This window comes from Rhizobium sp. P1_E1, assembly GCF_056406015.1.
Genome location: NZ_JBFUAY010000389.1, coordinates 1 through 2566, shown reverse-complemented (window position 1 = coordinate 2566; position 2566 = coordinate 1). Strand labels below are relative to the sequence as shown.

2 protein-coding genes are annotated in these 2566 nt (G+C 58.0%); one reads left to right on the top strand and one right to left on the bottom strand.

From position 1 onward, the window contains the following. On the bottom strand, positions 1–1237 hold a 1237-nt coding region (locus tag AC1D1Z_RS36135), incomplete at its 3' end, for a PLP-dependent aminotransferase family protein (protein ID WP_477853601.1). Positions 1238–2089: 852 nt separating this feature from the next. Here AC1D1Z_RS36135 and AC1D1Z_RS36130 point away from each other — a divergent pair. Then, positions 2090–2566: Glu/Leu/Phe/Val family dehydrogenase (locus tag AC1D1Z_RS36130; protein WP_477853603.1), on the top strand; the 477-nt coding region annotated here is incomplete at its 3' end.

Here is a 2566-nt window from a genome sequence, read left to right as displayed (position 1 = left end):
CCAGGGGCACTGCGCCATAGATGGAATAATCGTTCAGCGGGTAGGCATCCAGATAGTCCACCCGCGCACCCGCCCGCATCAGCCCACGATGCACTGATGTGTGGCTGTTTCGGTCGACTATTACCACATCGCCTCGCCTGACAAGRGCCTGCACCACGATGTTGTTAGCCCCCGAAGTGCCATTGGTGCAAAAGAAGGTGCGCTTGGCACCAAAAGCGCGCGCCGCCTTTTCCTGCGCAATCTTCAGCGGGCCACGTGGCTCGAGCAGGGAATCCAGGCCGCCCGAGGTAGCGGAGGTCTCCGCCTGGAACAGGGTCGGGCCATAGAACTGCGCACGATCACGGATCCAGTTCGAATTCATGATCGATTTGCCGCGGGAAGCCGTCAAGGCGTGGAAGTTGCTTATCGGCCGTTTAGCGTGACCCTTTACGCCATTGAACCAGTCAGCATCGTAGCGCCGTGCGACGTCGCGCATGATGGAGGGATAGAGTTCGTCGCAGTCTGCCTCACGGTAGAAGACACGCTCAAAAGTCTCGCCCATGCGCGCGGCGATGTCTTCGACATTCGAGTCGGCGACGAGATAGAGGTCGACCTCTGGCCTAAGCTTCGCAATCTCGCGGCCGAGCAGCGGGCCGCGCTCGGACTCCGAAGTGGCCTCGAAAAGGACCTCCAGCTCGTCGAGAACCGAGTGCAGCGTGTCCAGATGACAATCCTGCGAGCGGAAGGCAAAGCCGTCATGGATAACCACGGCTTGGAGGATAAGGTTGACACGCAGTGCGTTCAGAGCATCCTCGAAGGTCTGGACGAAGACAGCGTCGAAGGCGAAATCGCCGATCCCGGTTTTGCGCTTCAGACTGCGGCGTAGGGCCTTCTGCTCGGAGGACGACATCTTGCCGACAAACAGCACCTCGGAGTAGCGCTGACGGTGGGCCAGGCTGGCGATCTTCTTTCGAAACCCCCGAGCCAGGAGATGCGCCCTGACCATTTCCTGTCTCTGTATCATCCCCCCCAGCTTGGCGAAGGCGCGTGCACCGGGATAAGCCTGGTAGGCCTCTATTGGAGACAGAATCTCGATAACGCGCGTCACCTGCTGAGAAGTTGTAATGAAATCAGCATGGTCGGCGGAAATAGTCGAGAGCCACCCCAGATTGTCTTCCAATGATTTCCAATTGTCAGAGCGGAGGTCCGAAATGCTGAGACAATTATTTAGCGATGTTTCGGGGGTATCAGCAGCCATGATTATACTCCGTATCAACTCTTGCAGGTGCGGGGTAATGCCCCGACATCGGACGCGGCTGGTTCCGTCGCAGCCCAAGAACAATTTTCAAGCGTCGTGCCAGTTAAGCCGATTGATGGGGGCAGAACCGGAATCTGATGCTGCCGCAAACACTTAGCGGGATTAAATACCGGACCGAAGAATCTTAAGGCGTGTCAAGAAGCCGACAAAGGTGACGACAATCGCGCATATGTCGTGAGGCTCCTGAAGAAGCCGCAGAGGGCGAGCCCCAATGCACACGCGCTTCTCGGTCGAATGAGCTGCGCTCGATTCAAATCCTGGCAGTGGAAATCGGCGCTGTGCTTCAGATTGGATGGCCATGGTTGCCGAAGACGCTGCTCCACGCTGAGATTCACGCGATCAATTACGGTGCTTTAACGGGCGACGAGATGTTCATCACGCTTGCCGAAACCAACAGGGCTGCGAGGCATATCCTCAGTCGTTAGTGGCGGTTAAACAGATCTCGAAAGCAGTGTTGCGCCTTGCCAAGCGCATGCAGACACCCCCTGTCGCAAAGCTGACAAAGCTGTCGCACTGTGGACCCCCTGGCGAAGTGGATTCGTCCGAAATCCCCCAGCTAATCACCGCGCAATCGGCTTGGCACGACGAGTGCTAGGACCGGCTTAGACACAAGAACTGCATTCGGTTGGAGCCAGGGGACGCCTGCCCGCTGACATGTAGGTTCCCCAACCTGTGAAAGGAAGTATTGTGGGCCGGTCCTTGTTTGAAAATACCCTGAAGCGCGTCTTGGAAGCAGCCGAGCACCTGGATCTTGATCCAAGTGTTCTCGAAAAGCTGAAACAAGCTCTCGAGATGACGCAGGCGCGTCTGTCGATCCGCATGGACGACGGCTCGACCAAGTCCTTTTTGGCCTTCCGCTGCCGCTATGACGATAGCCTCGGTCCAACGAAGGGCGGCATCCGCTATCACCCGCAAGTGAACGCCGATGAGGTGATGGCGCTTGCACTAATGATGACCTCGAAGTGTGCCGTGATGGACCTGCCTTTTGGCGGCGCCAAAGGGGGCGTGAAGGTGGAGCCTCGCAGCCTCTCCAACACGGAACTGGAACGTCTCGCACGCGCCTACATCCGGGCTTTCGCCAGGGTCATTGGCCCGGATCGGGACATTCCAGCCCCTGATGTCGCGACCAATGAATGGACCATGGCTTGGATGATGGACGAATACAGCACCATTGTCGGCAAGAGGACGCCATCAATGATTACCGGCAAACCCGTCGTGCTTGGCGGCTCGCTCGGGCGCGACGATGCGACGGCACGCGGCGGCTATAAC